A 21,315-nucleotide genomic window follows, 5' to 3' on the forward strand; every position below is an offset into this window, starting at 1 on the left:
ATCTGCTTTCTTAGAAAAAAGGTGGGTAAGCAGCTTGCATTAGTGGCGTTTGCTCAACCAAAGCACGCCTGACTTTGCTAAACGAGGTAAGCGTCCCGTTACAGGCTGCTGCATCATATTTCCGAAGCCATCGGATTTTCCAAGTGATCCCAATGTACCTTTTAACTTAATCTCGGCTGGTTTCCTCGGTTCTTCTCCTTTGAGTACAGATCCGAGGACGTCAGCAATTTGCTCACCTTGCTGCCCGGCCAGTTGAGCACTTGGTGACTGATAAGATGAAGCACAGTCCCCCACAACATAAACGTGGGGATGTGTGGGCACTTGATAATAATCATTTAAGATAACTTTTTCTTGTTCATCTTTTTCAAAGGAAAGTTCCCGAACTAAGTAATTAGGACGAACGCCGGCTGTCCAAATGGTTACATCATTCAAGTAACAGACACCATTGTTGCAAACTCCGTCTCGTTCTACGTATTCAACATTGGAATGGTGAATAACATCGACGTCATTTTTGGCAAACCATTCTTCTACATATCCTTGAATTTTAGAATCAAATGCTTTAAGGACTGATGCCCCGCGGTCGAGCAGTCTAATGTTAAGGTCTGGTCTGCTTTCTCTGACTTCTGAGGCGACCTCGATGCCGCTTAATCCAGCACCGACGATCGTTACTTTTCCATAAGCTTGTAAATTACCGATTGCCAGTCCGGCACTTCTTGCTTTGCCGAATGTTTGCACACTTTCGGTGAATTCTTGCGCTCCTTCAACGCCATGGTAGTTATCCTCACATCCAAGACCAAGCACTAAATAATCAAAGTCAATGGCTTCACTCGACTGTTTCATTAAAATTTGCTGATTGTCGATATCAATTTTCTCAATTTCCCCATATTCATAACTTACCTGGTCATCAGTCGGGAATTCCATACGTACATCGCGATCGGCAATCGTACCGGCAGCAATTGTGTAGAATTCCGTCTTTAAGGAGTGATAAGGATTCCGATCGACGACCGTGATATGTACATCATCAGGAAGGTTATTAGAAATTAAGTTCATTAATATTTTCAGGCCGCCGTATCCCCCGCCTAATATAACTAATCTTTTCATTGTAAACACCCACTTTTTAGAAATAGATCATATTTTTTCTGTCAATTCATCGTAACCGCTTTCGAATATTTCTATCTCAACATTACCAAAAATAATAGAAGAAAACTACAGCAAAAGCAGTTTACTTTGTTATAACGATCGCTTGGCTGCCTAATTGCTTCCAGCCTTTAATGAATTGCTCCTTGTTTACTTTCTGATTCTTTAAACCATATGGATTGTTAATATAGAAATTATTTTTATCATAGCCTGTTAGGACCACACTATGTAAGTCAAAAGTAACTTCGATTTTTCCACTTGGAGTCTCCCATGTGCGAAAACTGTTGACTGGCCCAAACGTTGACGTCACAATCACCCATACTGGAAGTCCCTGATCCAGGTAGTGGAACAACTTGTCGGGAGCGCTTCCTGTGAAATCAATTAGACGATCTCCGACATAGCTTCTGGTGGCGTCAGCAAGCGGCCCATGGTAGATCGATAAACCCGGTCCATCTTCCATATCCCCTACAAATCCTTTATTAGGGTTTCCTCTAAGTCCATTTGAATAAACCAGTGGCACGCGGTTCACTTTTTCAGCTAGTTCATTTTTCGTAACGGCTATGTCAAAATAATTAAGAATCATGGCCATACTCGTTACTTCGCATCCATTATAAAGTCTTGGCGGGTCCATTTGGTTGAGAAGGGGAACGTCAAGCGGAAAGTCGGGTATGGACGTGACTTCATTCTGTGCTGTTGATGGATCAGATGTCATGGGTTCTGGCTTGACAGTTTCTTTAGTATCAGCGGCAGGGGCGGGTGCCTCGTTTTTCTTAGATTCTGTTTCAGGATGATTTTCAGGAGTGGCCGTGTTTGATTTCTCCTCGGTGTGTTCTTCCCATTGTGCAAAAACAATTCCGTAAATACTGAGCATACTAATGAGAAGCAGGACCATAATTAAATATTTAGCACGCACAATACCTCTCCTTCACTTATTACAGTATTTATTTATTCCAAATAACACATTATCAAATTTATTAGAGAAACACTAGAAAAACTAACAAGCACAGGGATAGTTTTTACAAAATTCACTTCGAACATTCTTTTGTTTTAGAATGAATTAAAAGGGAATAGACATAGGAGAAATGACCTGTATTATTTAGAAGGAGGATTTTTTTTGATGAGTGAGAAAATAAACGTAATCGAACAATCGTTAAAAGCGCTGCTGGAAGATAAGGACTTTCTTCCCGACTTGAAAGATAAAACGAGAGATCAGGCTTTTAAGTCTTTAGTATCGATCCTTTCGACACCGAACAAGATACATAAGTCGTTCCTAAGGATTGCCCTGGAAAATGGAACGATCGTACGCATCCCTTCCTTCCGTATTCAGCACAACAATACACTTGGTCCTTATAAAGGCGGGATCCGTTTCCACCCGTCTGTGAGTGAAGATGAAGTCTCCAACCTCGCTAAGCTGATGACGCTGAAGAACGCGCTTCACGAGGTTCCTTTTGGAGGAGGAAAAGGTGGTGTAGTCATTAACCCGAAAGACTACACCCCAAAAGAATTGAATTTAATTTGTAAGAAATTTGTGCAATATAATAATGATATCCTCGGACCTGATAAAGACATTCCAGCTCCTGATGTGGGTACGGGGGATCGTGAGATGGATTGGATGATGGCAGAGTATAAGAATACTCACCCAGGCGAGCCCTATAGAGGGAGTTTTACCGGCAAGAGCATTATAAACGGAGGTTCATTAGGACGCCGGGAAGCAACGGGCAAGGGTGTTTATTTTACGTTTCGTTACATGATGCACAATTTCCTAAATGACAACAAGCAATGGCTTGAGAAAACAGACAATATATTTGCCAAAACTGCCTTAGACCATGCAGACCGCAAACTGACTATGGCTGTTCAAGGCTTTGGGAACCTTGGATCTGTCGGTGCTCTTGAGGCTTACCAGTGTAATTATTTGCAAAATCAGGTTGTGGCAGTCAGTGATCATAACGTTATGCTCTATAACTCAGACGGACTTGATATTCCCGCGTTAAACAGTTATGCCAAAGAGCATGAAGGGGAACTGCCTACGACAGAGAAAGAGCTCGCTGCTAATGATATTAAAGCGACAATCCAAAACCGGGATGATTTATTAGAACTTGATGTCGATGTGCTCATGCTCGCAGCCCTGGAGGATCAGATCCACGAACGTAATATGGATCTGATCAAGGCACGAATGATTATCGAAGGGGCGAATGCTCCTATTACAGAAGAGGCAGATGAACACCTAAGCAGCAAGGGTGTATTAATCGTGCCGGATATTCTGGCGAATGCCGGCGGGGGAATTGTTTCTTATTTAGAATGGATTCAAGGCCGTGAGACGCAATTTTATAAGGAAGAAGAAATTTACGAGCTTCTTTTTGATAAGATGCAGAAAACGATGGACACCATCCTGCCCCAGTTCTTTGGTGACCCGTTCGCGCTAAGACAGAATTGTTATATCCATTCTGTTATGAAGCTATCTACGGTGATGTATCGACAAGGCAAATTGTATTAAAATCAGCACAAACCTCTTGGATTCTGAATATAGAAATTCAAGAGGTTTTATTATGATTAATCTTTTTCCGAAGTCTGATTATACTAATGAGCGAGCTCTATTGTTGACGAAGCATGGTTCACCTTGTATGATCTTATAGGTAACTAATCCGACTTTAATAATAGGGATTGAATATTAATAGGAGGGAAATGAATGAAGAAATACGGCGCGTTACTAATAATGTCCTTATTTATACTTATTCTAGCTGCTTGCGGATCAGGCGAGTCTGACAATAGTGGAGACGAAGCAGCAAGTGATCAATCTGTACTCGATCAAATTAAAGAAAAAGGGGTCCTGACGATAGGAACAGAAGGAACCTATGCTCCATATACATTTCATAATGACCAGGGAGAACTTACTGGCTACGATGTTGAGGTGGCCCGTGAAGTTGCGAAACGGATGGGCGTTGAAGCGGAATTTAAAGAAACAAAGTGGGATGCGATGTTTGCTGGGTTAAATAGTGAACGCTTTGATATGATCGCAAACCAGGTGGGTATTAAGCCAGACCGTGAAGAGAAATACAATTTTTCAATTCCTTATACGTACACGTCCGCTGTGCTCGTAACCAATAAAAATAATGAAGAGATTAAAAGCTTTGAAGACCTTGAAGGTAAGACCTCAGCACAGTCTTTGACAAGTAATTACTCAACGATTGCTGAAAGTCATGGTGCTGAGATCGAAAGTGTAGAAGGGTTTAACCCAGCTATGCAGCTGCTTGCGAATGGGCGCGTAGATGCAACAGTAAACGATCGTCTGTCAGTGCTTGATTATTTGAATGAACAAGGGGAAAGCGCACCAGTTCAAATCGTCGATAAAAAGGAAGAGGCCTCTGAAACGGCGATGATGTTCCGTGAAAATAACCCTGAGCTTGTAAAAGCTGTTAACGAAGCGTTGAAGAGTATGAAAGAAGACGGAACCCTGACAGAAATCTCAAAAAAATGGTTTAACGAAGATGTTTCAGTTAAGTAGTATATTGCTGAGCCCGGAATCCATTGAAATCCTTAAGAACTCCTTTCTGCCCTTGTTGAAAGGAGTTCTTGCTTACACGATTCCGCTGTCCTTGCTCTCTTTTTTCATTGGACTGGTTTTAGCCGTAACTACTGCGATTTTTCGGATATCAGGAATTAAAGTGTTAAGCGGAATTGCGCGAGTATATGTCTCCATAATTCGTGGAACCCCGCTTCTTGTGCAATTATTTATCGTATTTTTCGGCCTGGGATCCTTAGGTATCGAATTCTTGAAGTTCGATCCTTTTGTAGGTGCTTTAATCGCGTTTTCCTTAAACACTGGGGCATACGCATCTGAGACGATTCGAGCTTCAATTCTATCGATTGATAAAGGCCAATGGGAGGCTTCTTCTTCGATTGGAATGTCCAATTTCCAGTCACTAAGACGCGTTATCCTCCCACAGGCTACCCGTGTTTCGATCCCGCCGTTGTCCAACTCGTTCATCGGCCTGGTGAAAGAGACATCGCTTGCTTCGACGATTTTAGTAAGTGAGATGTTTAGAAAAGCCCAGGAAATTGTGGCCACCACCTATGAACCATTGCTCGTTTATACGGAAGCAGCCGTGATTTACTGGGTGATTTGTTTCATTCTTTCACTTGTTCAAGATCAAATCGAAATACGATTAAATCGCTATGTGAAAACGTAAGGAGATTTATCTATGCTAACCATGGACCATATTTATAAACAGTTTGGAGACCTCGTTGTATTAAAGGACATCAGTCTCAATGTTGAGCAGGGTAAGGTGGTTGTCATTATCGGACCCTCGGGCTCCGGAAAAACCACGCTGCTGCGGTGCTTAAACGTGTTGGAACAACCTGAAAGCGGCTCTGTAACCATCGACCAGCAAACCCTGAACTTTACGAAGAAGCTTACGAAAAAACAAATCCGTGATTTCCGCAAGCAGTCAGGCATGGTTTTTCAAACGTATAATCTTTTTCCACACTTAAGTGTGATTCAGAACGTGATGGAAGGGCCTGTGACTGTGCAAAAAGTAGATAAAACGAAGGCGCGTGACAAGGCTGCAGAGTTGTTGACCAAAGTAGGTCTTCAGGAAAAAATGTATGAATACCCATACAAACTTTCAGGAGGACAGCAGCAGCGTGTCGGCATTGCACGGGCGATGGCAATCGATCCTAAGGTCATGCTGTTTGACGAACCAACTTCAGCCCTTGACCCTGAACTCGTCGGTGAGGTTTTGAGAGTTATGAAAGGACTTGCTAACGAAGGAAGAACAATGGTCGTTGTCACCCACGAAATGAAATTTGCGAAAGAAGTGGCCGATGAAGTGATCTTTATGGACGACGGGGTCATTGTCGAACGGGGGGCTCCTTCTGTACTGTTTGAACATCCAAAAGAACAGCGAACCCGGCAATTTCTCAATATGATCAATCAGTAGAGGCAGCTAATTTTTGGCTGCCTTTTTTAAAACACATTTCATAGGATTCGCTCATGAATTAGATAATAAGCTCACAAAAGGTGAAATCTCGCTCATGATTTTAAATAAACGCTCAGGATTGTAAACCAAGCGCTCACTTTTGCGCCTAAACGCTCACACTAATTTTTTGGAGAGAGTTCAAATCGCTTTACCGCCTAAAGCCATTAACTTAAAATAAATGGAATAAGACATACAACAAAAGAGGGATTGTACATTGAAGCCTATACATAGCGATATTTTACAATTTAGAGGGACACATTATGACTTTGGCTGCCTGCAAGGTGAGCAGCTGAAAGACTCGTTGACGGTCAGAAACCGTGAGAAGCAGTGGAACGTAAGAAAGCCCAGGTTTATGGTGGAGGAAGCAGAAGTCAAAGAGGCAATCACACGCTTTGCTCCGGGCCTCTGGGAGGAGCTCATTGGTTTAAGCGATGCCCTGGAATGGCCGATGGAGCGGGTGATGATGGAGTTCGGCGGCTACCGGGTCGATTACAAACGCTCTGGCTGCTCCATTTTGACAGGGAACGGATACATGATTCGAAATTATGATTATATGCCAAAAACCTACGAAGGCCGTTATAGTTTCTTTCAGCCAACAGACACGGGTTATGCGATTGCCGGACCTACTCAGCGCATTACGGGTCGAATGGACGGAATGAATGAAAAGGGGCTGGCGCTTGGCTACAATTTCATGCACAGAAAAAAACCCGGAGATGGATTTATCTGCTGTGCAATCGGCCGTCTCGTGTTAGAATCTTGCGCAACGGTTGAGGAAGCGGTGAACATGCTGCAGGAGATTCCCCATCGCCATTCGTTCAGCTACACCGTTTTTGACAAGAGTGATCAAACCTTTGTTGTGGAGGCTTCTCCTCGAGGCGTTAAGGTCCGTCAGGCTAACGTCTGCACGAACCACTTTGAAATCATGACGAAAGAAAACCGTAACCATCTAGTCGATTCTATGAAGCGGATGGACGCGATGAACAGCCAGCGCGATCATCTAGCCGGGGCTTATGATGCATTCCGGTTAATGAATGATACAGATAAAGGCGTATTCTCAAAACAATACAGGAATTGGGCAGGAACCATTCATACATCAGGTTACTTGCCTAAAGAAATGAAAACCTGGTTCGCGCTTGGTGGAGACGCGGAGCCGATGGAATTTGATTTCGCCAAGTGGCTTGATGGGGAAGATCTTCAGTTAGAACGGATTCATGGTGAAGTGGATACCGATATTCCGTTTGCTCATCTTGATGAAGGGGCGTATTGGACAGGAAGAAAATAACCGAGTTAATTTTATAAAAAAGAAGGGGGCACGTTCATAAGCCAATGAACGTGCCTCCTGCTTTGAGGTGCTTATAACATTAGCGGAACTTGTTTTTGAATAATTTGAAGAAAGTAAACGAGCTGTTTCTTCAAGCGTTGTTCACAATCGATATCGGTGATCGGATGGGAAGGTCTGGATTTATCAATCTGATCGTCCAGTAAATACACACCTTTTAGATTTTGTCCCTTCAACGTAGCCAGCAAAGGTTTAAGTGCATATTCTATGGCGAGTAAATGGGATTTGCTGCCGCCGCTCATAATGGGAAGAACGGGTGTATCCTTTAACACATCCTGTGGCAATAGATCGATGAGTGCTTTAAGAATGCCAGAGTAGGAGGCCTTATACACGGGTGAAGCAACGATGATTCCTTTTGCTTGCTGGATCGTTTCCGTAATTTCCTCAATCGCTTCACTGTCAAAACGGGCATAAAATAGATCCTCAGGCGAAACATTGCGGACTGAAATTTTAGTGGTAGATAACCCTTCCTCAACGACCAATCTGTCTAGATAATCTAAAACTTTTTCTGATCTTGACTGTTCTGAAGGACTTCCTGACAACAATACGATATCACTCATATAACAACTTCCTTTCCGTTAAAATCATTTAATGCACTTCGTCCAAATGTAAAAAATCTTAATCACACATATAAAAACCCTCTTTTCTGTTAATGAGAAAAGAGGGTTTGACGGTTAAATCCGCTCTTATCTCCCAAGATCTTAAATCTTGCTGGACGGAGCACCTTTCTGACAGTTGTCAGAGGTTGCTGAAGCTTCACAGGGCCAGATCCCTCAGCTTCTCTGGATAAGAATTTTTAATTTGAGTTTAATCGTAATATGAAAACACAGCTATTGTCAATGAATAATCGGAAAAAATAATAAATTCAGACATTGGTACGACTCTTCGAAGGGTTTAGAAAAGGTTCTAAATAATCATTGAATTCTGAAAAATAACCTTGTAAACTAAACTGGACCATCCACTTAGTCTGTTCAATAATTTTTTCGAAAGGGTAGAGAAGATGAAGGAGTCTCCTATCAGAAAAAAACGCGTCTATCATATGATCGTAGAACAAATTAAAAAGTGTATTAAAAGGGGGGAAGTTGTACCTGGGGAGAAAATGCCTTCAGAGAGGACGCTGGCTGCAAAGTTGTCTGTATCCAGAACATCTGTGAAAGAAGCATTTAGTGTGCTGGAGTCGTCTGGCATCGTTGAAATCAAGCAGGGCAGTGGTGTTTATCTCTTAGAAAATACGATCGAAGATATTATGAATAAACTCCGGGCTCTTATTCGTGGACAGTCGGCTAATATGGTTGAGCTTATGGAATTGCGACAGGCTGTAGAAGTGGATATTGCTTATTACGCGGCACATAGAAGAAATCAGCAGGATATTGTAGGATTGGAACAATTCTATCTTCAGCTCGAACAGGCCGTGCTAGCTAATAGTTTGGCTGCCGAAGAGGATTTAGCTTTTCACATGTACATTGCCAGGATCGCAAGAAATCAATTACTGGCTCAAGTCATGAACATGGTATCTGATCAGGTGTTAATTGGGCTAGAGGACAGCCGAGCCCGATCCCTGGATATACCGGGGCAAAGCGAACAGATATTGCAGGAACATAGGGCGATCTTTCAGTCTATCCAAGAGGGTGAACCAAGTTCTGCAAGTGCAGCGATGAGAGAACATCTTAAAAATGTAAAACAACGGTACTTATAATTTATTTTTTTGAAAACGATTACAATGGAGGGATGATTGTGAGTTCTGAAGCACATTCTCATGAGCAAATGCATACAGAGGTTCCTAAAGCTCCGACGACGATCGGGGGAAAGTTAAAAACAGTAGGACCAGGGATTGTTACCGCTGCGACAGGGGTAGGGACTGGTGATTTGGTCGCAGCTCTTGTCGCTGGAGTTTCTTTCGGGACAACTTTAATTTGGGCAATCACCATCGGAGCGATCCTCAAATTCTTTTTAACAGAAGGAATGGGGCGCTGGCAATTAGCAACAGGAAAGACAATTTTAGAAGGCTGGCGGTCGATGGGGAAATGGGCTACAGGATATTTTGGTGTTTATTCGATTCTCTGGGGATTCAGTTATGGGGCGGCAGCGATGACGACGTCCGCCTTAATGATGGTCACCATGTTTCCAATCATGCCATTATGGGCATGGGCCATCATACATGGAATTGCTGGCCTTCTCATTGTTTTGACTGGCCGGTATGACATATTTGAACGAGTGATGACGGTGTTGGTAGGAGTCATGTTCGTAACGGTAGTGGGATCAGCAGTCATGATCGCGCCAGACCTTGGAAATATACTAAGTGGAACGATCCCGCGTTTCGACAGTGGATCCTTCCTGCTTGTACTGGGATTGCTTGGCGGTGTTGGCGGTACAATCACGATGGCAGCTTATGGCTATTGGATTCGTGAGAAAAACTGGCAAGGGAAATCGTGGATTTCTATGATGAGGCTTGATACGTCAGTTGCTTATATTATAACGGCGATTTTTACTACATCACTGCTCGTGATCGGTGCCGAATTTTTATACGGGACGGGTGTTGAAATCAACGGAGAAGAAGGGCTTGTAACGTTAGGCTCGATCTTTAGTTCTGAGTTTGGGAGTGTTGCCCGCTGGTTATTTTTAATCGGTGCATGGTCGGCTGCCTTTTCCTCCTTATTGGGTGTATGGAATGGGGTTCCTTATTTATTCGCTGATTTTATGAGGCTTGTCCGTAAACAGAATCTCGATACCCCGGTATCAGAAAAAGAACCGGCTTACCGCTTTTATTTATTATGGCTGACGTTCCCTCCAATGCTGTTGCTCTTTTTTGACAAACCTGTAGGAATTGTCATTGCATATGGAGCGCTTGGGGCATTGTTTATGCCATTTTTAGCTATTTCACTATTAACGTTGTTAAATTCTAAACGTGTAGACAAAGTCTATCAGAATGGCTGGATCACCAATGCTGTATTAGTTGGGAGCTTGTTGTTGTTTGGGTATCTGGGGGCAGTGGAACTTATCAATTTGTTTTAGTAGAGGAGAGGCAGATAGATGATATATGACTATACGATAATCGGTGCTGGAATCGTCGGTTTGTCTGTAGGAGTGGAGCTGACAAAACGCTATCCGAATGCCCGGATTTTAATTGTCGAAAAAGAGGCAGCCATTTCGGTCCATCAAACGGGAAGGAATAGCGGGGTGATTCATTCGGGAATTTACTACAAACCGGGCAGTTTGAAGGCGAAACTGGCCCGTACAGGCAACCGGCAGATGGTTGGTTTTTGTAAACAGCACGGGATAGAGCATGACATGTGCGGCAAAGTGATTGTGGCTACGAATCAGGATGAGCTGCCACTGCTTGACAATCTTTATGCACGCGGTTTGGTAAATCAGTTGGATGTAGAAAAAATATCAGCTGATGAACTTAGAGAAATAGAACCATATGTCAACGGAATCGCAGCCATTCGAGTTCCTAGTACGGGAATTGTTAATTACCAGCAGGTTGCTCAAGTTTTTGCCGAACAAATTCAGCAAAATGGCGGGGAAATCATGTTGAATACAGAGGTTCAAGATATAACTGATGGTGCAGATGGAGTTGAGCTTCATACAAACCGTGGAATCTATCAAACCAAGTTCCTCGTTAACTGTGGCGGTTTATTCAGTGACAGAATCGCACAAATGGCTGGAATTAAAACGGACATGAGAATTATCCCATTTCGTGGAGAATACTTTGAGTTGAATCCAGAAAAGCGCCACCTTGTTCAAAACCTGGTGTATCCCGTTCCTAACCCAGACTTTCCTTTCCTTGGTGTTCATTTTACGAGAATGATGGATGGGCGGGTTCTGATCGGTCCTAATGCAGTTCTTAGTTTTAAACGAGAAGGGTACAGCAAAACGGATTTTGAAGTGAAAGATTTCATTGAATCGGCTACTTACCCGGGATTGCTTAAGCTGGCCAGCAAAAATGCTGCCGAAGGGTTAAAAGAAATCTATCGCTCTTATAGTAAAAAGGCATTAGTTAAGGAGATTCAGCGATTTATTCCGGAAATCGATGAAGAGGATATTGTCCCGGGGAAAGCTGGAGTTCGTGCTCAAGCACTTGATTCTGACGGGCATTTGATTGATGACTTTATGATGATTCAGGACAGGCGGATGGTCCATGTGTGTAATGCACCTTCCCCGGCTGCCACGGCATCGATCGAAATTGGCCGGGAGATTGTGTCTCGTGTGGCAAAGAAATATCAAGGAACGGCAAGTTATTAATTTGAAGCTTTGAAAGGCTATTTAAATAGAATTCTTATCCAGACTGCGCTCAGTTGTTGAAGTTTATCGAAAATTGACAAATCTGATAAACTAAATAGTAGACTGAGAAGTGAAAGGCCTTTCAAAGGAGAGAACATCTACATGAAGAACACACTAAGAATCGCCGGCGCTTATGTCGGTATCATTATTGGAGCAGGATTTGCTTCAGGACAGGAAATTGTCCAATTCTTCACAAGTTTTGGATTGTGGGGGATAGTCGGGGCTGTTATAACGATTGCCTTGTTTGCGTTTATTGGAATGCAGCTCATACAGCTTGGAGCGCACTTACAAGTCTCCTCCCATAAAAAAGTCATTCGCCATATTTGCGGAAAATACTTAGGTCCAGTGGTCGATATTACGCTGACATTCTTTTTGTTTGGGGTGGCTACCATTATGGTCGCAGGAAGCGGTTCGATCTTCGAACAGCAATTTGGCATGTCCCCCCTAGTGGGTAATATCTTAATGGTCATTTTATCCACTCTGACTCTTTGTCTAAATACAGACAAGGTGATTTCAGTAATTAGTTTAATCAGTCCATATATGCTGACTCTTATTATTATCATCACGATTTATTCATTCTTTACCAGTAACGCCGAACTATCGGAACTGGAAAGCATTGCATTGGCACAGCCATCAGCAGCTTCGCATTGGCTGCTTAGTGCTCTGTTGTATGTCGCCTTTAATATTGCTGTAGGGTTTTCGATGATGACACTGATCGGCTCTACATCTAAAGATAGTAAAGTGGCTGGACGAGGGGCAGTACTAGGCGGAATTTGCCTTGGCGTTTTAGTTGTGCTGATTAATTTAGGAATCTATGCAAATATCAATCGGCTGCAAGGGGTCGATATGCCGACATTGGCGTTAGCTTCTGATATATCACCTGTAGTAGGAATCCTGATGTCAATTGCACTGCTTTCTATGATTTTCAATACAGCTGTTGGCATGTTGTATTCGTTTACCGCTCGATTTGTTGAAGCAGATACACCGAAATTCAGAGGGGCGGTAGTTGTCGTTGGGATTCTTTCCTTCGCAGCAAGTTTAGTAGGATTTACTGACCTGGTCAGCACCGTATATCCGCTGATGGGCTATTTAGGATTCATCTTGATAGGCGGGGTAACAATTACCTGGATACGGTCTAAAAAGCAATCAGCTCCAGTGACTGCTGAAGAATAATAAGTTCTTGCACGTTGTCACAAGAGAATTATTTTGCAAGAGTATGATATGAAAATTCAAAAATGCATTCAGGAGAGGAATGCTCGGTAAGCCGAAGTAATGGATCACCATTTCTTCGGTTTTCCTTTTTTTCCTTACAAAGGGGTGATTGTATGGAACTATCAGAACAACTCGGAATAGAAATTATTTCAATGCTTTCTGCCTATATTGATGTGCCCATTAACTTGATGGATCCCAGCGGCAAAATTGTCGCAAGTACAGATCAGGGTCGTGTATCACAATTACATGGTGGGGCAAAAAAAGTCATTGAAACCAAGCAGGAACAGATCATACTTGAAAGTGATATAGGAGATTTCTCAAATGTAAGACCAGGAGTGAATCTGCCTATTTTTCATCGTGGTGATCTGGCGGGTGTAGTTGGACTGACAGGCTGTCCTGAAGATGTTATGCAGGCAGCTGGTATGACTCGGGGGTCTGTCGAGATTGCTCTTGAGCAAATCCATCAGCAGCGTCAGGCTTTTTATCAAGAAAGACAGTGGAATAATTGGGTTCAACAGCTGCTTCATCCTATCAAAATGGATGAAGAGTTTTTAATCCAAGAAGCCACTTATACATTGAATGTGGATGTGAAGCAGAATTGGCAAGTGCTCGTTCTGTGTATATCGAACCATTTTGAGTGGTGTGAAAGAATTCGCCAACTTTTCACCTCACAAGGACAATATCCATTATTTGTTGTACCGCATCAAGAGAATGAGGTAATTGTCGCATTACCTGATCAGAACGATTCTATTACTATTGAAAATATCTTGAAAGAATTATATACAGTAGATGCTTCTATAGGAATCGGAGGCACTGAATATGGCACAGCCGGGCTGCGTCGCTCATACTTCCAGGCTGTAGATGCCATTCATTTAACCGATAAGAAATTTTCGTATAGTAAAGATGTTCAAATGGAACGGTTGCTGTCTCACATTGATCCTGAAATTTTAGACGAGGTAACAAAAGGCTATCAGAACCGGTTAAACCAACTTGAAAAAGTATATAAGGAGACACTGATCTGTTATTTTGTATCCAATTTAAGGGTGAATAGGACAGCCGCTGACATGCATATACATCGAAACACACTCGTTTACCGTTTAGAACAAATTCATAAAAAAACTGGCCTTAACCCTAAAGTGTTTAAAGAAGCGATCATCCTTCAAGCTTTGTTGCTTTGATCTTGTGCATTTGCATAAGAAAACGATTACAATAATCAGGAAATTTAGTGGATGCAGCTAATTGTTTTTCAGCTGTTTTTTCGGTTGAATAGAAGTAACTAAGAATGAAGGAGAGTTCTATGAAGATTGTACTTGCACCTGACTCATTTAAAGGAAGTATGACAGCTTCTCAGGCTGCTGAAGCTATGGCGAAAGCCATTCATTCCATTTCCTATGACGTAGAAACGATTCTGAAACCGATGGCCGATGGTGGAGAGGGAACGCTTGATGCCTTGTTAAAAGCTACAAATGGTGAAAGAGTTTCTTTTTTATGTCACGGTCCTTTAGGTGAGCTCTTTGAAAGTCATTATGTAGAGGTTGGTGAAAAAACTGCTGTAATTGAATGCGCAGCTATTTCAGGACTGCCGATTGTTCCACGTGAAAAAAGAAATCCGGATTTTACAACGACCTATGGTTTAGGAGAAGCCATTCTTTATGCACTTGACCGAGGAGCTCAAGAATTAATCATCGGCCTAGGCGGAAGTTCGACGAATGATGGAGGCCTTGGAATGCTTCAGGCTTTAGGAATGAAAGCGTCAAACGCAAATGGTGAGCGGACGGGAATCTTTGGCAAGGATTTGTTTGAGGTGGATTCTATTAATTTGTCTTCTCTTGATTCCAGGTTGCAAGAAGTTTCGATTAAAGTCGCCTGTGACGTTGACAACCCTTTAACAGGAAACCGAGGAGCTACCTATGTATACGGTCCGCAAAAAGGTGCCAACCCTGAGCAAGTTGAAGCTTATGATCATGCGCTTGAAAAATGGGGGCAGCTTATCGAGCGAGGCAAGGGACGGTCTTTCGTGAATCAAGCAGGGGCAGGAGCTGCGGGAGGACTCGGATTCGCCTTGCTGGCTATAGGAGCCGAACTGCATTCAGGGGCAAAGCTTGTTTCAGAAGCCATTGGTTTGGAAAAATCCATTGCACAGTCAGATCTGGTCATCACCGGAGAAGGACAAAGTGATGTGCAAACATTGTATGGAAAAGCGCCAGGATATGTAGGAAAACTAGCTGATAAATATAGTAAAACCGCTATTCTCTTATCTGGAAGCCTTGACGGTGAATTGGACAAAATGAATGGAACCTTTTCCGGCTGTTTCTCGATTGTTCCTGGTCCGAGGTCACTTGATGAGTGTATGGAAGAAGGAGAGACCTACCTGTATGAAGCTTGCAGACAATTGGTCTCTTTTTATAAAAGATTAATGGAGGAGTGAGAACATGGAAGGATTCGGGCTTGTGCTGGTCATCGTCTTAGGCGTGGTATTTGTTATCTTAGCGACTGCTAAATTTAATCTTCACCCGTTTTTATCTTTACTTTTTGGTGCGTTTTTTATCGGAATCCTGGCAGGAATGCCTCTAGCTAATGTCGTCGAAGCGATTAATGGTGGTTTCGGCGGACTTATGGGCGGCATCGGGCTGGTCATTGTATTTGGAACAATTATTGGTGTTATTTTAGAAAAATCAGGAGCTGCTTTAAGAATGGCGGAAGTTGTGCTTCGTTTTGTTGGCGAAAAAAGACCGCAGCTTGCGATGAGTTTAATCGGCAGTATTGTCAGTGTCCCGGTATTTTGTGACTCTGGATATGTTATTTTATCTTCCCTTAAGAAAGCACTCGCGAAAAAGACAGGGGTTACGGTCGCCTCCATGGCCATCGCTCTATCTACCGGGTTATTTGCAACACACACTCTCGTACCGCCCACCCCCGGTCCCATTGCAGCAGCGGGAAACATTGGGGCAGAAGACTATTTAGGGACAGTAATTTTGTTCGGCTTAATTGTGTCGATTCCAGCAATCATTACTGGTTATATATGGGCCATGAAAGCCGGTACGAAAATTGAAATTGAGGATAACGAAGAAGAAGACTATGATTACGATGAAATTATTAAAGGTTTTGGTGAGATGCCATCCACCTTTAAGTCGTTTGCTCCAATTATTGTGCCGATTCTATTAATCGGTTTTAGTTCCGTTATTACTTTTGCCGGATGGTCAGGAAATCTGTTTGATTTCTTCCTGTTTCTCGGGTCTCCGGTCGTAGCGTTACTTGTCGGAGTGCTGTTTGCCTTTCTGCTGCTGCCAAAGTTTGACCAGGAAACACTGACGGACTGGGTAGGAGTAGGGTTGAAAGATGCTGCACCGATTTTATTAATTACGGGTGCCGGTGGGGCGTTCGGTTCGGTAATCAGTTCTACTAGCATTGCTGATTTAATTAAAGGTCTGGCAGGAAGTGAACTATTTACAGGGGCTCTATTTATCTTCATCCCATTTATCATTGCCGCAGCCCTAAAGAGTGCTCAAGGTTCGTCGACGGCTGCTATTGTCATCACATCCACCTTGATTGCTCCACTGCTGCCACAGCTGGGAGTCGAAGGGGCTGTTCCGTTGTCCCTCGTCGTTATGGCGATCGGGGCAGGGGCAATGTGTGTTTCCCATGTCAATGACAGTTACTTCTGGGTCGTGAAGGAGTTTAGCGGCATGTCGATTACACAGGCATATAGAGCACAGACTATGGGGACCCTTCTCCAAGGAATTGTTACCATTGTGGTCACCTCTATCTTATGGTTTGTTTTTGTGTAAAACATAAGGCGATTATGAAATGGAAGAGGTCGGGACAAATGTGTTTTTATCGAATGAAAATTCGAATTAGATAGAAACTGTTACGTATAACTCGCTACGAAAATATATTTCGCTTAAACAGCAATCGTTCGTTTTTATACCTAAGAGTTATGTTCCAACTTTTTCTTTTTATGTTTACGGGATATCGGCAGAAAGCCCTTTATTTCAATGAGGGGATGAATGCCGATGGTCTGTCCTTTAAAAAACAGAAAATTAAATCTATTAATTCGAACGTATGTTTGGTATGATAGATAGGGGAGGTGAAAACATGGCCACGAAAACGATTCTCGTAAAGCTAAAACATGTAACGAAGAAAAAACATAAACAGTTCATGGATGAACAGGCTGTATATGCCTCATGCGTGAATCATTGTGTGGAACGCCTCCTAAACGGCGAAAAGCTTTCGTCTAAAAATATATCCTTTCCTTTAAAATCAGCCATTAAGAACGAAGGCATCCGTCGAGCGAGGAAAGCTGTTTCCGATTTTAAGAAAGGCTTAGCGAAAACAATTCCTGTATTCCGAAATTCTCTTACCATCAAGATTAATAACCAAAATTGGAATACTGTCGATAAAAACGGAAGGTGGTATATCGCCTTCACAAGCAACCAAGGTAAAAAGGCTCTTCCCGTGGTCGAAACAAAAGATGTTCAAAGCTATTTTCCATTTCTAACAATTCACACCCGAGAGTTCCGAGGAACCCTAGAATTATTTCGTAAAGGGAGACGATGGTATGTCGCCATTCCCATCCAAGTAAGTTCTGACCTGGATCTAGGAAACACCTATCCATCCAAGAAACCATTAACGGATTACACATCTATCGGTGTTGATCTAGGGTTGAGACACCTTGTGGTTCTCTCTGAACCGACAAGTGGCAAACGACAATTCTTTTCAGGCAAAGAAGTCGGTTACAAACGACGTCACTTTCGTTCCCTTCGTCGTTCATTAGGAAAGAAAAAGGCACAGCGTGCTATGGAACGCGCAGGTCAAAAAGAAAGCCGTTGGATGAAAGACTATAACCGAAAACTAGCCAAGGATATTGTGACGTTTGCACAGCAATTCGAACGACCCATGATTAAACTCGAACAACTGGACAATATCCGAAAGACTTGTCGCAGCATGAAACGGGCAGATAAAACGATTCATTCATGGGCGTTTTATCAGTTGAAGCAATGCATCAAAGAACGAGCAGCTACATTCAACATTCCTGTGGTGGATATTGACCCGCATAAAACAAGCCAAACCTGCTTCGCATGTAAGCATGCGGAACGATCCAATCGAAAGCGCGAGGCATTCCACTGTAAGAAATGCGGTCATAAAGCTCATGCCGATCTCAATGCCAGTCAAAACATCGCAACAAGCACGAACTTGGCGGCGTCCTAAAGAACAACCGAGAGATGGGTCTTTAGGATCGTCCAAGCGCCCACTAGGTATAATCCTAGTTCCAACATGCAAGCCTGTTTTTCTTCGCATGGGGAGTCCCGAGTGGCACGGGATATAGCGGTCATGTTTAAAGGCGGGCCAGAAATGGAACAACACGGAGGCTGTCGCGAGATCCCCTCCCCGCCGTAGTGAGCCGTTACCGCCTCTCTAAGAGAGGTCTTCACAGGAAGCTCGGTCCTTCAGTGCCGAGAGGATGTCACATGAAATTTGTCTGTAGGCTCAACTTTCGGATATACTGACCTAGCGTTTCCAAATAAAGTGTTAAGAAAAGGCCAGAGAGAGGAATTTCACATCCTGTCTCTGGCCTTATTGCTTACAAAATGGATGTGTCAGCATCTTCTCCTCAAACAGATAAAGAGAATATCGTGCTTGGAAATGAATACAGTTTGTACAAGAGGATTAATTTGAGGGGATTATGATGACACGATATAACACAGGTTTTATTAAGGAGTTAATCGATCGTTCTATCCACGATAAAGTATTTGATATGGCTGCACAACTCGCCTATTATTTACTGCTTGCCCTGTTTCCATTTTTAATTTTAATGTTCAGTCTGCTAAGCTTTCTGCCCATTTCCGTTCAATCCGTCTTAAACTTGGTCAGGCCGTTTGCACCACAAGGTTCAATGCAGCTGATTGAGAATAACCTTTATCATGTGCTTGAAGTAACAAGAGGTGACTTATTATCACTGAGTATGGTGATGACTGTATGGTTATCTGCTTTAGGGACCAACGCCCTGATCCGTACATTAAACAGTGCGTATCGTGTAGAAGAAAACAGATCTGTTATCAAGTCATTAATAGTAGCCATTATGCTTACAGTCGGAATGATTGTCGGTGTAATTATTTCTTTATTGTTATCTGTGTTTGGGAGAGCGATTGGGTTATATATTTTTAACCATGCTGGACTGTCGACTATCTTTTTACCGGACTGGGATGTGTTGCGGTGGACATTAAGCTTTTTTATTTTAATCGTATTATTTGCCTGCTTATATTTTGTTGCCCCAAATGAGAAATTGCGGCTGAGAGATATTATTCCGGGGACGCTATTCGCCGCGATTGGATGGCAGCTATCATCACTTGGTTTTTCCTATTATGTAGGGGTCAGCAATTATTCACTCATCTATGGAAACCTTGGAACCATCGTCGTTCTGATGGTTTGGTTTTATTTATCTTCGTTGATGATTCTTCTCGGCGGTGAAATCAATGCTATAGTCAAAAGCAGCAAGGTGAGAACGAAGTAGTGCAATTGCTAAGGGATTTCGTGCAAATAAGTAAAATTTCGTTCCGTGCAATTAAGAATTTTTTTGTGCATATATTCAAACTTTCATGCAATTATCGTCAAAAATTATGTAATTCATCTTGCCTGGGACCCTTAACTTGTAACCGAAGCCTGATTAACAGATTCTTTAAGAAACAAAGACCGTGCGAATGAAGCTGCACGGTCTTTGTTGATTAGGATATATTTTGTTTAACTTCTTTCATTTGATCCAGGTGGCGCAGTTCGTGCCAGCCAATAAATTCAACCCATTGAACCAGGTTCATATCACCGAATATAGGATGAGGGAAAGCACGGTTTTTCAAAATCTCTTCCTCTTTATTGTGGACCAAAAACATTGTGGCTTCCCTGCTTTTTTCTAATCCTTCCTTGGCATCCTCAAGTGTATTAAATTCTCCTTTTGGCTGAACAGCTTCAGGCGCAGGGACCTTTTGGCCGCGATTTGTCGTTTGTTGGACAGGTTTCTCGCTGACTTGCTGTTCGTCACCTTCTTTTAAAGACTTTCCTATTTGATAAACAACAAGCTGTTCCATTAAGTATAGATGTTCCAATACTTCAAGGATCGACCAGGACTCTTCGTTTGGTTTTCTGGATGCTTGTTCATTGGAAATGCTCTCTACGAATTCAAGGACTTCTTGTCTCTTTTCATCTAATCCGTACATTCTATACGCCCTTTCTAACATGAGGATGCATTCATTTTATCATATAAAGGGCAGTAGTTTCTCTTAATAAGCCACACTGCTAGATTTACCTTGGAAATATTCCGGGGCTGATTATTAAACTAGCAGGAGGGGAAAGCCGCCATTCAAATTGCTGAAAAGCGGACTGGTTTACTATGAAACAGAAGAAATAGACTCCTCATCCTGACTGGGATCCTTCTCATGTTTTTCCTGTTGCTTTCTAAAAATCGTAGCAATGATAGGGCCGGAAATATTATGCCAAACACTGAAGATTGCACTGGGAACTGCAGCTAATGGGCTGAAGTGGACAGAGGCAAGGGAGGCCCCAAGTCCGGAGTTCTGCATCCCCACTTCAATGGAGACCGCGCGCTGTTTAGCAGCAGGCATTTTAAATAATTTGCCGATGCCATAGCCAATGAGATATCCGAGTACATTGTGGAGTACAACGATCGCGAATATGGTCATCCCTGTCTCAGCTAGTTGACTTTGGCTGTCACTGATCACAGCAGCTACAATCGCTACAATGGCTGTGACAGAGACGAGGGGTAAGGCTTTTACTCCAGTTTGTACTTTTTTTCCTAGAAGTGCTTTTACCCCAAGGCCGAGTAAAATTGGGACTAGGACAATTTTTACGATGGACATAAACAATGCACCTGCTGAGACTGGAAGCCACTGACTGGCAAACAACAGGACGAGCACCGGTGTGAGAACGGGGGCAAGCAAGGTGGAAACCGATGTGATGGATACAGACAAAGCTGTGTCGCCTTTAGATAAATATGTCATCACGTTTGATGATGTTCCCCCGGGACAGCACCCTACTAAAATAACACCAACCGCTACCTCAGGAGATACGGGCAGGACTGTAACGAGTAAGAAAGCGAGCAAAGGCATGACCGTGAATTGGGCCGCTACGCCAATAGCTACGTCCTTGGGCCGACGAAATACTTCCTGAAAGTCTTGTTTGGATAATGTCAGCCCCATGCCGAACATGATAATTCCTAATAAGGGTACGATGTAGGGAACGATCCACGTAAAACCCGAAGGAAAAACGAAGGATAAAACCGCAAATAACAACACCCAAATGGCAAATGTACTCCCCACAAAACTGCTGATTTTCTCTAATGTTTTCATACTGTTCCTCCTT

Annotated in this window: 19 protein-coding genes and 1 riboswitch; of the genes, 14 read left to right on the forward strand and 5 right to left on the reverse strand. The window is 42.8% G+C overall.

Annotation, left to right across the window (positions count from 1 at the left end):
• Window positions 1-39: 39 nt before the first annotated feature.
• Entirely contained in the window at window positions 40-1,101 is a 1,062-nt protein-coding gene (locus G6R08_RS15200; RefSeq protein WP_163529038.1) for an NAD(P)/FAD-dependent oxidoreductase, read from the reverse strand.
• A 121-nt stretch (window positions 1,102-1,222) separates the two neighbouring features.
• Complete coding sequence (locus G6R08_RS15205) at window positions 1,223-2,050, reverse strand: C39 family peptidase (protein ID WP_240339739.1); 828 nt, start codon at window positions 2,048-2,050, stop codon at window positions 1,223-1,225.
• 204 nt (window positions 2,051-2,254) lie between these two features.
• Here G6R08_RS15205 and G6R08_RS15210 point away from each other — a divergent pair, with 204 nt between their 5' ends.
• The 5 genes from G6R08_RS15210 (at window position 2,255) to G6R08_RS15230 (ending at window position 7,395) form a co-directional block, all read left to right on the forward strand.
• Window positions 2,255-3,631: a Glu/Leu/Phe/Val family dehydrogenase gene (locus G6R08_RS15210; protein WP_163529040.1), complete on the forward strand. Its 1,377-nt coding sequence runs from the start codon at window positions 2,255-2,257 to the stop codon at window positions 3,629-3,631.
• 192 nt (window positions 3,632-3,823) lie between these two features.
• The gene (locus G6R08_RS15215; protein WP_163529042.1) at window positions 3,824-4,639 is read left to right on the forward strand and encodes an amino acid ABC transporter substrate-binding protein; all 816 of its coding nucleotides are present in this window, start codon (window positions 3,824-3,826) and stop codon (window positions 4,637-4,639) included.
• Window positions 4,623-5,324 carry an amino acid ABC transporter permease gene (locus G6R08_RS15220; RefSeq protein ID WP_163529044.1) on the forward strand — a complete coding sequence of 234 codons (702 nt, stop codon included), beginning with the start codon at window positions 4,623-4,625 and terminating at the stop codon, window positions 5,322-5,324. The genes G6R08_RS15215 and G6R08_RS15220 overlap by 17 nt, the downstream gene beginning before the upstream one ends.
• Before the next feature lie 12 nt (window positions 5,325-5,336).
• A complete protein-coding gene (locus tag G6R08_RS15225) occupies window positions 5,337-6,074 on the forward strand; it encodes an amino acid ABC transporter ATP-binding protein (protein ID WP_163529046.1) in 738 nt (245 codons plus the stop codon).
• Window positions 6,075-6,327: 253 nt separating this feature from the next.
• The gene (locus G6R08_RS15230) at window positions 6,328-7,395 is read left to right on the forward strand and encodes a C45 family autoproteolytic acyltransferase/hydrolase (RefSeq protein WP_163529047.1); all 1,068 of its coding nucleotides are present in this window, start codon (window positions 6,328-6,330) and stop codon (window positions 7,393-7,395) included.
• A gap of 71 nt (window positions 7,396-7,466) precedes the next feature.
• Here G6R08_RS15230 and ssuE read toward each other — a convergent pair whose 3' ends face one another.
• Window positions 7,467-8,012 (reverse strand): NADPH-dependent FMN reductase, encoded by a 546-nt coding sequence (gene ssuE / locus G6R08_RS15235; protein ID WP_163529049.1) that lies wholly within the window; start codon window positions 8,010-8,012, stop codon window positions 7,467-7,469.
• A gap of 123 nt (window positions 8,013-8,135) precedes the next feature.
• Window positions 8,136-8,245: riboswitch (SAM riboswitch) on the reverse strand.
• A gap of 207 nt (window positions 8,246-8,452) precedes the next feature.
• On the opposite strand from ssuE, the gene G6R08_RS15240 reads away from it, so the two are divergent.
• The 9 genes from G6R08_RS15240 to G6R08_RS15280 all read left to right on the forward strand — a co-directional run bounded on the left by G6R08_RS15240 (window position 8,453) and on the right by G6R08_RS15280 (window position 19,456).
• Complete coding sequence (locus G6R08_RS15240) at window positions 8,453-9,148, forward strand: FadR/GntR family transcriptional regulator (protein ID WP_163529050.1); 696 nt, start codon at window positions 8,453-8,455, stop codon at window positions 9,146-9,148.
• Between the two features lie 38 nt (window positions 9,149-9,186).
• On the forward strand, window positions 9,187-10,464 hold the full coding sequence (locus G6R08_RS15245; RefSeq protein ID WP_338035439.1) for an Nramp family divalent metal transporter: 1,278 nt from the start codon (window positions 9,187-9,189) through the stop codon (window positions 10,462-10,464).
• Between the two features lie 21 nt (window positions 10,465-10,485).
• On the forward strand, window positions 10,486-11,694 hold the full coding sequence (lhgO, locus tag G6R08_RS15250) for an L-2-hydroxyglutarate oxidase (RefSeq protein ID WP_163531348.1): 1,209 nt from the start codon (window positions 10,486-10,488) through the stop codon (window positions 11,692-11,694).
• Between the two features lie 141 nt (window positions 11,695-11,835).
• A complete protein-coding gene (locus G6R08_RS15255) occupies window positions 11,836-12,906 on the forward strand; it encodes a YkvI family membrane protein (protein WP_163529052.1) in 1,071 nt (356 codons plus the stop codon).
• Between the two features lie 152 nt (window positions 12,907-13,058).
• Window positions 13,059-14,123, forward strand: coding sequence for a CdaR family transcriptional regulator (locus G6R08_RS15260; RefSeq protein ID WP_163529054.1), 1,065 nt, complete (start codon window positions 13,059-13,061; stop codon window positions 14,121-14,123).
• A 119-nt stretch (window positions 14,124-14,242) separates the two neighbouring features.
• Complete coding sequence (locus tag G6R08_RS15265; protein ID WP_163529056.1) at window positions 14,243-15,373, forward strand: glycerate kinase; 1,131 nt, start codon at window positions 14,243-14,245, stop codon at window positions 15,371-15,373.
• Between the two features lie 4 nt (window positions 15,374-15,377).
• Entirely contained in the window at window positions 15,378-16,733 is a 1,356-nt protein-coding gene (locus G6R08_RS15270) for a GntP family permease (RefSeq protein ID WP_163529058.1), read from the forward strand.
• Between the two features lie 307 nt (window positions 16,734-17,040).
• Entirely contained in the window at window positions 17,041-18,153 is a 1,113-nt protein-coding gene (locus G6R08_RS15275; protein WP_163529060.1) for an RNA-guided endonuclease TnpB family protein, read from the forward strand.
• A gap of 478 nt (window positions 18,154-18,631) precedes the next feature.
• Window positions 18,632-19,456, forward strand: a complete 825-nt coding sequence (locus tag G6R08_RS15280) for a YihY/virulence factor BrkB family protein (protein WP_240339740.1) — start codon at window positions 18,632-18,634, stop codon at window positions 19,454-19,456.
• A gap of 211 nt (window positions 19,457-19,667) precedes the next feature.
• Here the strand turns inward: G6R08_RS15280 and G6R08_RS15285 are convergent, their stop codons facing one another.
• Both G6R08_RS15285 and G6R08_RS15290 read right to left on the reverse strand, forming a co-directional pair.
• Complete coding sequence (locus G6R08_RS15285) at window positions 19,668-20,153, reverse strand: DinB family protein (RefSeq protein ID WP_163529064.1); 486 nt, start codon at window positions 20,151-20,153, stop codon at window positions 19,668-19,670.
• Between the two features lie 171 nt (window positions 20,154-20,324).
• Complete coding sequence (locus G6R08_RS15290) at window positions 20,325-21,302, reverse strand: bile acid:sodium symporter family protein (RefSeq protein WP_163529065.1); 978 nt, start codon at window positions 21,300-21,302, stop codon at window positions 20,325-20,327.
• Window positions 21,303-21,315: the final 13 nt, after the last annotated feature.

This window comes from Halobacillus ihumii (assembly GCF_902726645.1).
GTDB classification, from domain to species: domain Bacteria; phylum Bacillota; class Bacilli; order Bacillales; family Halobacillaceae; genus Halobacillus_A; species Halobacillus_A ihumii.

What these genes read in the sequence shown, in the direction of transcription:
- G6R08_RS15290 (WP_163529065.1), bottom strand. Translation starts at nt 21,302, where the DNA reads ATGAAAACATTAGAGAAAATCAGCAGTTTTGTGGGGAGTACATTTGCC.
- G6R08_RS15220 (WP_163529044.1), top strand. Translation starts at nt 4,623, where the DNA reads ATGTTTCAGTTAAGTAGTATATTGCTGAGCCCGGAATCCATTGAAATC.
- G6R08_RS15270 (WP_163529058.1), top strand. Translation starts at nt 15,378, where the DNA reads ATGGAAGGATTCGGGCTTGTGCTGGTCATCGTCTTAGGCGTGGTATTT.
- G6R08_RS15240 (WP_163529050.1), top strand. Translation starts at nt 8,453, where the DNA reads ATGAAGGAGTCTCCTATCAGAAAAAAACGCGTCTATCATATGATCGTA.
- G6R08_RS15280 (WP_240339740.1), top strand. Translation starts at nt 18,632, where the DNA reads ATGACACGATATAACACAGGTTTTATTAAGGAGTTAATCGATCGTTCT.
- G6R08_RS15285 (WP_163529064.1), bottom strand. Translation starts at nt 20,153, where the DNA reads ATGTACGGATTAGATGAAAAGAGACAAGAAGTCCTTGAATTCGTAGAG.
- G6R08_RS15225 (WP_163529046.1), top strand. Translation starts at nt 5,337, where the DNA reads ATGCTAACCATGGACCATATTTATAAACAGTTTGGAGACCTCGTTGTA.
- G6R08_RS15200 (WP_163529038.1), bottom strand. Translation starts at nt 1,101, where the DNA reads ATGAAAAGATTAGTTATATTAGGCGGGGGATACGGCGGCCTGAAAATA.
- ssuE (WP_163529049.1), bottom strand. Translation starts at nt 8,012, where the DNA reads ATGAGTGATATCGTATTGTTGTCAGGAAGTCCTTCAGAACAGTCAAGA.
- G6R08_RS15260 (WP_163529054.1), top strand. Translation starts at nt 13,059, where the DNA reads ATGGAACTATCAGAACAACTCGGAATAGAAATTATTTCAATGCTTTCT.
- G6R08_RS15215 (WP_163529042.1), top strand. Translation starts at nt 3,824, where the DNA reads ATGAAGAAATACGGCGCGTTACTAATAATGTCCTTATTTATACTTATT.
- G6R08_RS15255 (WP_163529052.1), top strand. Translation starts at nt 11,836, where the DNA reads ATGAAGAACACACTAAGAATCGCCGGCGCTTATGTCGGTATCATTATT.
- G6R08_RS15265 (WP_163529056.1), top strand. Translation starts at nt 14,243, where the DNA reads ATGAAGATTGTACTTGCACCTGACTCATTTAAAGGAAGTATGACAGCT.
- G6R08_RS15275 (WP_163529060.1), top strand. Translation starts at nt 17,041, where the DNA reads ATGGCCACGAAAACGATTCTCGTAAAGCTAAAACATGTAACGAAGAAA.
- G6R08_RS15210 (WP_163529040.1), top strand. Translation starts at nt 2,255, where the DNA reads ATGAGTGAGAAAATAAACGTAATCGAACAATCGTTAAAAGCGCTGCTG.